Source organism: Aporhodopirellula sallentina SM41 (genome assembly GCF_000346505.1).
Classification (GTDB): Bacteria; Planctomycetota; Planctomycetia; order Pirellulales; family Pirellulaceae; genus Rhodopirellula; species Rhodopirellula sallentina.
Genome location: NZ_ANOH01000202.1, coordinates 1 through 8389, shown reverse-complemented (window position 1 = coordinate 8389; position 8389 = coordinate 1). Strand labels below are relative to the sequence as shown.

The 8389-nt window shown below is 58.2% G+C and carries 6 protein-coding genes; 3 read left to right on the top strand and 3 right to left on the bottom strand.

The features are described 5' to 3' along the window. Positions 1-219: 219 nt before the first annotated feature. Both RSSM_RS13060 and RSSM_RS13055 read right to left on the bottom strand, forming a co-directional pair. The gene (locus RSSM_RS13060) at positions 220-1677 is read right to left on the bottom strand and encodes a sigma-54-dependent transcriptional regulator (protein ID WP_008679255.1); all 1458 of its coding nucleotides are present in this window, start codon (positions 1675-1677) and stop codon (positions 220-222) included. Between the two features lie 133 nt (positions 1678-1810). Further along, positions 1811-3148, bottom strand: coding sequence for a sensor histidine kinase (locus RSSM_RS13055; protein ID WP_236621125.1), 1338 nt, complete (start codon positions 3146-3148; stop codon positions 1811-1813). 634 nt (positions 3149-3782) lie between these two features. Between RSSM_RS13055 and RSSM_RS13050 the strand changes: the two genes are divergently transcribed. Continuing rightward, positions 3783-4793, top strand: coding sequence for a DUF1559 family PulG-like putative transporter (locus tag RSSM_RS13050; protein ID WP_008679248.1), 1011 nt, complete (start codon positions 3783-3785; stop codon positions 4791-4793). Between the two features lie 452 nt (positions 4794-5245). Here RSSM_RS13050 and RSSM_RS13045 read toward each other — a convergent pair whose 3' ends face one another. Next, positions 5246-6400, bottom strand: a complete 1155-nt coding sequence (locus RSSM_RS13045; protein WP_236621124.1) for a YheT family hydrolase — start codon at positions 6398-6400, stop codon at positions 5246-5248. Here RSSM_RS13045 and thpR point away from each other — a divergent pair. Continuing rightward, positions 6399-7040, top strand: a complete 642-nt coding sequence (gene thpR / locus RSSM_RS13040; protein ID WP_008679244.1) for an RNA 2',3'-cyclic phosphodiesterase — start codon at positions 6399-6401, stop codon at positions 7038-7040. The genes RSSM_RS13045 and thpR overlap by 2 nt on opposite strands. Then, positions 7033-8130, top strand: a complete 1098-nt coding sequence (gene tsaD, locus RSSM_RS13035; protein ID WP_008679243.1) for a tRNA (adenosine(37)-N6)-threonylcarbamoyltransferase complex transferase subunit TsaD — start codon at positions 7033-7035, stop codon at positions 8128-8130. The genes thpR and tsaD overlap by 8 nt, the downstream gene beginning before the upstream one ends. Positions 8131-8389: the final 259 nt, after the last annotated feature.

Genomic DNA, 8389 nt, shown 5'->3' with positions numbered 1-8389 from the left:
GAACGAAGACCAGCTTTCGAGTCATTCGCGTGTTTCGTGGTAGTAACGTCCGGACCGAACCAACGCCTGGATCCAAACCACGAAAGACACGAACCACGAAAGACACGAACCACGAAAGACACGAACCACGAAAGACACGAACCACGCGAAAAGAAGAACGGCGACCAGCTTTCGTGTTATTCACGTGCTTTTGTGGTGATCAATCCTCTGGATAGAAATTTACGAGGTGTCGGTTTCGTCCATGCCGTAGGACCGCAGGCGGTCTCGGAGGGTGCCCCGGTGGATGCCTAAGATCTCGGACGCTTTGGCTCGGTTGCCGCCGGTGTGGGCGAGAATGATTTTGAAGAGGGTGGGTTCGGTTGCGGCTAGGAATTTGGCGTGCAAATCTTGTGGCGGTTCATCGCTGGACTGGAGCGAAGATAACGCCCACTGCTCGATCGACTTCTCGAGCGAACCTTGCGGTGACGATGACGACTCGCCTCGGCCTGGTGCCGGTGGCGGGAAATCATGGATCGACAACGGGCGTGAACGAGCCAAGACCGCGGCATGCTCGACAGCGTTTTTGAGTTCACGGACGTTTCCGTGCCACGGCTGCTTTTGTAACTCTGCCAGCAACTCGTCGCTGATCGCCTTCTCCGGTGCAGGGTATTGAACACCAGCCAAGAAGTGCTGGCAGAGCAAGCCGAGGTCGACGCTTCTTTCTCGCAAAGGCGGAAGGTGGATTTGCATGCCGGTCATGCGGTGGAACAAATCTTCGCGGAACGTTCCCTCCGCGACCGCTTCGTGCAAATCACAATTGGTAGCCGCGAGGATGCGAACGTTGGCGGTGCGGGTGCGAACGTCACCCACGCGGCTGTACTGTCCTTGTTCGAGCACTCGCAGCAGTTTGACTTGGGTGCCCAACGGCAGGTCGCCGATCTCGTCGAGCAACACCGTTCCGCCTTCGGCACGTTCGAACAGCCCAGCACGGTCGTCGCTCGCGCCCGTGAACGCCCCTTTGACGTGACCGAATAATTCACTCTCGATCAGGTCCGGGTTCAACGCGACCGGGGCGATCGGAAGATACGGCCCGTCACTACGCCGGCTGTGTCGATGAATCGCTGCGGCGACGAGCTCTTTGCCCGTGCCGGTTTCACCGGTGATCAAAACCGAGAGATCGCTCTCGGCGACCAATGCGATCTGTCGGAACACCTGTTGCATCGCAGGCGAGGTGCCGATGATCGCGGTCGGGTTCACGGGGGCTTTGGTGGCAACAACTGCGGGCGTGTGAGGATTCGTATCCGCCAACGCTTGCCGGCAAACCCGCAACGCGTCCTCCAGCTTGAACGGTTTGGTCAAGTAATCCGTCGCGCCGTTCTTCACAGCGGCCACTGCCGTTTCCAAATCACCGAACGCGGTAATCACCACCACGGGTGCTTGCCCGGTCGCGGCTAGAAATTTCGGCAAGGCGGTGATGCCATCCTCTTTCGGCAGCCGCACATCAAGAATCACCAATTGCGGTTGGACCTCCGATGCACGTTCCAACCCCTCCTCCGCCGACGATGCCGTCACGACGGAGTGGCCTTCTTGGGTGAGCATCTTTTCCAACGCCCAACAGATCGAAGGTTCGTCATCAACGACGAGCACAGTGTGCCCCTTCGCAGCGACACGTTGTTTGGATTCAGAAGTAGATGTCATGTTGTTTCGTTAGATCGGGCTTCCCTGACCGCATTCCCATCAAAGCAAACGGCAGTCGAAAAATTCAGTGTAGAACAATTATCCCCAGTTGTTCATGGGATCGATGTCGGATGAACGATTGGGGACAACCGTTCTAATTTGGTTGGGATAGGCGGGAAGTGAATTCAAAAACGGTGCGACCATCGTCTCGGTACCAGCGCACGGCTCCTTCGAGTCGTTCGGCGGCACGGCGGACGACCGATAGTCCCAACCCCATGCCTTCCGGTTTGGACGTTACGAACGGCTCGAACAACTCGCCGCCGACCGATTCGTCGATTCCCGTCCCGTTATCGCATACACGCACACGAACCAAGTCGGGCAGTGGAAAGTCCAGTCGCACTTCGACTTTGTCTCCCGCCTGCATCGCGTTGTGTACCAAGTTCGTGACCGCGGCAACCCACGTCGGTCCATCGCCAATCCATTTCGCGGGTTCGGGCTGCGACGACGATTCAGACGGATTGGTGCCGAGAGAATCGTTGAATACCCAATCCAGTTCAACGTGCCAATGCCGGGCGATCGGTGAAAGGCTCGAACGCACGTCGTTCCAACAAACGCTGACCTCGGTAGGGCGGTCCTCGTCCTGCCTCCCCGACGCAACGAGCAGCAACCGGCGCACGTAATCCTCCGAGAGTTCGATTTGCTGGATCGCCACCGGTAGACTTTCGCGATCATCCGACGGACACTCCGCCGCATGCAACTCCACCGCCATGCGAGCCCCCGTGAGGCTGTTGCGTAGTTGATGAGCCATCCCCCCAGCGATCTGGTGCAACAGTTTTTCGCTTTGTTGCCGATTCACTCTCTTCCAAAGCTGGTCCAACTGGCCGGCCATGTCATCCACTGCGGCACCGAGTTGCCCGAGTTCATCGGCAGCGTAGTTGGTGGGTGCCACCGAAAACTCACCTGCCGCGATCCCACCGACCCGGCGTTGCAACTTCGCAATCCGACCGACTAGCCGAGATTGCATCAACAGCGTGATCGAACTCAACGCAACGATGGTCGAAAGGCCGGTTGCCAACGGCAGGATCGCGGCGCGACGACGACTCGCCGACAAAGTGCGTTCGTCGAAGACAACCGCCACCCGAGAAACATCATCGCTGCGTGACTTGCCACGACGGGTGTCGAAGTAGTAGACGAGGTATCGCTTGTCCGCGGTTCGCAGCGTGTCCGATTGCAGCGGCGATTCGATGCCATCAATCGTGCTGTACTTCACTCGTCCTTTGTCATCGGTGGTAACCAAGTCCGTTTGCGTGAGTTCGGCGAGCGAATTCAACACCGTCGCGTTCAGAGGGAACGTCGAATCGGCCAACGTGTTTTTGATTCCTGCAAAGCGTTCTTGCAAGTCGTCCATCGCCCACCGGTCTCCGAGCCGATACGACGCCAACGCGACGATCACAGCAGCAACCAGCGCCACCCCGATCAGCGGACCAAGCAAGCGAAACCGAAGCGAACGAAATGGTGAGGGGACAGGCAATGTTTTTGAACGAAAACGCGAACGAGACAAATCAAACAGAAATTTTTTCACCCCAACGCACCAGCAAGCGACTCAGGCAGGTCACATGCCATTGCTATTGAGAGTAACCGTTTTACCGGGTTCGTCTAAGATGAACTACACGCAAGCCAGGCTTCATTCCTCTTTTCGTGTCGTTCTCGTCTTTCGTGGTTCCGGTCGAGGCGTTGGGGCCAGCGCGTATTTCTTACCACGAAACACGCGAATGACACGAAAGCCAAGCTCCGGTCTTCTTTTCGTGTGCTTCGTGTCTTTCGTGGTCCGGATCCAGGCGTGGGTTCAGTCCGGACTTACTACCACGAAACACGCGAATGACACGAAAGCCAAGCTCCGGTCTTCCTTTCGTGTGCTTCGTGTCTTTCATGGCGACGGAATATCCGCCGGGGCGGTGGAATGTTCACCTTGGCAGTCCGTTTCGAGGCGTTCTCCAGTGAGTTTTTTGTGGATTTCGCGTGGAACCTGTTTTGGCACATCGGGTGCATATTAGGATCGCATGTTGCGGAGATTGCTCCTCCACCAGACTCCAAGTACCCAACCAATTTCTCCGTCGGAACCATTGATGAAACAATCACGTCACGCATTTACCCTTGTCGAGCTGCTCGTTGTGATCGCGATCATCGGCGTTCTCGTGGGGCTTCTGTTGCCCGCGGTGCAGGCCGCTCGGGAGGCTGCTCGTCGGATGCAGTGCAGCAACAATCTCAAACAAATCGCGTTGGCGTGCCACAACTACCAGAGCACCTACGGTCGCTTCCCACCGTCGGCGCTCGTCAATCTCGACGTCACCGCGACCGGCAATAACGGTTCGTGGGGCGTTCACGGACGCATCCTCCCGTTCCTCGAGCAGGGCAACGTGTTCGAAAAAGTGGATTTGTCGTTGGCATGGGACAACCAACCCGCAATCCATGAGCTGAAGCTCCCGGTCTATGCCTGTCCGAGCGATCCGGGGGCGGGCGAGATTCGCGTTTTCGATGACAACCGACCATCGCTCTATCCGACGACCTACGGGTTCAACTTTGGCCGTTGGTTTGTGTTTGATCCGACAACCGAACAAGGCGGTGACGGAATGTTCTATCCCAACAAGATGCTCGACTTCCGTGACTGCCTCGATGGATCGAGTCACACGTTGCTCGCGGGAGAGGTGAAAGCGTGGACGCCCTACCAACGCAACGGCGGCCCGTCGACGACTGACCGACCGACCACCGAAGTCGAAGCCGAAACGATCGTCGCCAGCGGCGGACAGTTCAAGAACACCGGACACACCGAGTGGCCCGACGGCCGAGTGCACCACACCGGCTTCACCGTGACGTTGCCTCCCAACAGCATCGTGCATTACACCGACAGTGGCCGCGAGTACGAGGAGATGGACTACAACTCGTGGCAGGAAGGGAAGGACGGCGGCGCGGGGAACCCGACGTACGCAATGATCACCTCCCGCAGCCATCACGTGGGATTGGTTCAAGTCGCCAAAGTGGATGGGTCGGTCACGTCGATCACCGAATCGATCGACCTGGATACTTGGCATGCGTTGGGTACCCGAAACGGCCGCGAAGTCATTGAGGGCGAGTGGTAACCACCCAACGCATCAGCCGATCGGCGTTCGCCGCGGTTCACACGCGCGAGCGGTGTAGCGAAACTCGCCAACGGGCTGTCGATTTATTCGTTTAACCCGTGCCGAAGGGTAGGTTGTGTTCCGTCAAGCGTCGCCTACGGCTACCGGTTAAACGAAAACAGGTTGACTCTCGATTAAATCGACAAACCGCCAACGGTTTCGGCAGACCCCGTGAATGACCATAGGTCGTGGCGGCCTACTGATTTACTAGCCCGCTGCGCTAGCGAGGGATCACACGCAACCTCTCGCTCGCGCGTCGGGCTGGTACCCGGCGCTGCATTTTTTCCGGGTAGATGGTAGTGGAGCTGTGCGAAACGACGAGTCCCTATCGCTAGCTTCGGCAGGCCTCGTGAATCACCAAAAGTCTTGGCGACTTTCGCTACGGCCACAACCACCGTTACCGACCGTGTTCGTTACTGACGACTTCTTTTCAAACCTTCTTGAAAGAACTCGCTCACGAGGTCGTCTGTCCATGACGTGCGGTCGCGTTTGAGGAAACCGTGGTGGCCTCCTCCGCGGGAGACATGCAGACGAACTGGTGATTGCTGTCCCTTTTCGTGGCGACCTTGCTCGAGCAACTTCTCAAACGATTCGATCGGGACGAGGGGATCGTCATCCGCGGTCACGATTAGCGTTGGCACCTCGATGTGATCGACGACGGACGCGGCGGACGACTCTCGGTAGTATGCCTGCTCGTTTTCAAAACCGGCTAGCGGTGCAGTAAACGTGCGGTCAAATTTCCGCAGCGTTCGTGGACGGGGCAGTTTCAACATCTGCTGGTAATCGTCCCTGGATTTCAATCGGGGTGACGCTCGACGCAGCAAATGTGTGATGAAGTACCAATTGTAGAAACGCAGGGCTGGTGACTGCATCGCATCGCTGCAACGCTGCAGGTCCAGCGGAGGTGCGATCGCGAGCACCGGACCGACGCGGTCCCATCCTTTGGGGGCGTCATGGAAACCGTTGCCAACTCGGCCGGCGGTTAGCAACAGTTGATTGCCTCCGAGCGACACGCCGACTGCGCCAATGGGGCTATTCGTGTCGTCGATCAAATCTGCGATGAATTCGATCGCGGAGATGACGTCTTCGCTGCGTCCGGCGTGGGTGATGGATTGGCACAACGACGCGGAGTCGCCACAACCGCGCATGTCGAGCCGAAAGGTGCGGATGCCTTGCTGGCCGAGCCGACGTTGGAAACGAATCATGTACGGCGCCGCATGGCATCCGCAAATACCGTGCAGCATCAAGACCGCACCGTTCTCGGGCGTCCACCCGTCCGGCTCGTCGTCGTGCATGACGACCGCGTCACCGTCGGGGAGTGTGACTTGGTGCCGCCGGTGGGATGATGCAAATGGGCGAATCGAATCGCCTATCCGTGCCGAGATGAGTGTTTGCAGGTGCCCGGTGCGCAACAAGCGATGCGGGGTGAATCCGGGGACTTCAAAGTCGGCGAGCCACTGGGAGGAGGCGTCTCGTTGCGAGATTTTCTCCTGAGAATAACGCTGCGTTTGCATGTTTTTCTCCGACGCTTCAAGAACAGAGCGGTTTGTCGTACAACTATCAGCCATGAAAACCATTCGAACCTTTCTCGCAATCCCGCTTCCCGCTCCGCTCGCTCGCAGTGCGTCGCAGTGGATTCACGAAATGAAGGAGGCGGGGGAGCAAAAACGCTCCACGCCCGGAACACCCACCCCATCTTCACCTGCCTCGTCGAATTCTGCGATGGGTGTGAAATGGGTCCCCGAAGACAATCTTCATCTGACGCTGAAATTCTTAGGCGAAGTCGAGAACATCGAGATCCCGAAAATTTGCGACGTCGCCGCGGAAGTGTGCGAGCAATTTCCCCCGTTTGAGTTGCTCTTCGTCGGCTCTGGGTTCTTGCCGGACGTGGACCGAGCCCGCGTGTTGATCGCACGCATCGAAGACCCGACTGATTCGCTCACGGCGATGGTGCGGATGATGGAAGAACGCTACGCGGACTTGGGTTTCAAACGTGAATCACGCGACTACGTTCCGCACCTAACGCTCGGCCGGGCGCGGAGCGGCAGTCGGCGGGTTTCGCAGTCGGCGATCGATCATTGGCGGCAGTACGAAAACGAATCGCTCGGAGAAATGACCGCGGGCTCGATCGAGGTGATCGGCAGTTTTCTCGACAAGCACGGCCCTACCTACAACGTGATGAATACGGTGGACCTGTCAGGTGGGTGAATGTGACGAAGACGTTTTGTTGGCGATCGAGTCGACGTGCGATGAAACCGCCGCGGCGGTCGTTACCCGCAGCGGTCGGGTGCTCGGTGAGTGCATCGCAACTCAGGAAAACCTGCACGAGCAGTTTGGCGGTGTGGTTCCCGAGATCGCGGCCCGCGCTCACCTCGAACGCATCCTCCCGGTAATCGATACCTCGCTGCGTCAAGCCAACGTCGAGGGGAATGACTTGCACGCGATCGCGGTCGCGGACCGCCCCGGTTTGGCCGGTTCGCTGCTCGTCGGTGTTGTCGCCGCCAAATCGCTCGCGATGGCATGGCAAAAACCGCTGGTCGCAATCAATCACCTGCACGCGCACTTGTACGCCTGCCAACTGAGCCGCGCTGCGCGAAACGACACGACCGGATCCGAAGCAGACGTTGGTCCCCAATCGGTAGATGATGAAAGCGTTTACCCGGCGATCGGGTTGATCGTCAGCGGCGGGCACACGACGTTGTACCTGTGTCGTGACGCTATTGACCTGGAGTATCTCGGCGGAACGATCGACGACGCGGCCGGCGAAGCTTTTGACAAGGTTGCCGCGATGTTGTCGCTCGGGTTTCCCGGAGGCGTGGCGGTGGCGAGATGGGCGGAAAAAGGGGACGACCAAGCGTTTTCGTTCCCGCGTTCGAAACAGCACGACGGGTCGTACGATTTTAGCTTCAGCGGGCTGAAAACAGCGGTGCGGTATGCGATCGTCGGGCCCGGGCGACAGGATTTCTCGACGTTGGAATTGAGCGACGAGATCAAAGCAAACGTTTGCGCGTCGTTCGAAGCTGCGGTGGTCGATGTCTTGGTTGCCAAAAGCCGCCGAGCGATCCGAGAACACGGCGTCCCACGGTTGCTCGTCGGGGGCGGGGTCGCAGCGAACCGGAGGCTGCGCCGTCAACTGGAAGAGGTCGCCGAGGCAGATGGATTCGACCTCGTCATCGCTCCTCCCGAACTATGCACCGACAACGCGGTGATGGGAGCGATCGCCTGGAAGAAGATCGACCGCAACGACTTCGCCACACTCGACCTCGACATCACCCCCGGCCTGCAACGCGGCTTCTAAAACGGTTCGGATGAGTCACCACGAATAATACGAAAGCTGGTCTCTGGTCTTCTTTTCGCGTGGTTCGTGTATCTCGTGGTTGTGATCCAGCCGTCGGTTGTTGCTGGAGTTGATCGCCACGAAACACACGTATGACTCGAATCCTGGTCTTCGTTGTTCTTTTCGCGTGGTTCGTGTCTTTCGTGGTTTGAAATCAGGCGTTGGTTGGTGCGGGAGTTAGTCACCACGAAACACACGAATGACACGAAAGCTGGTCTCC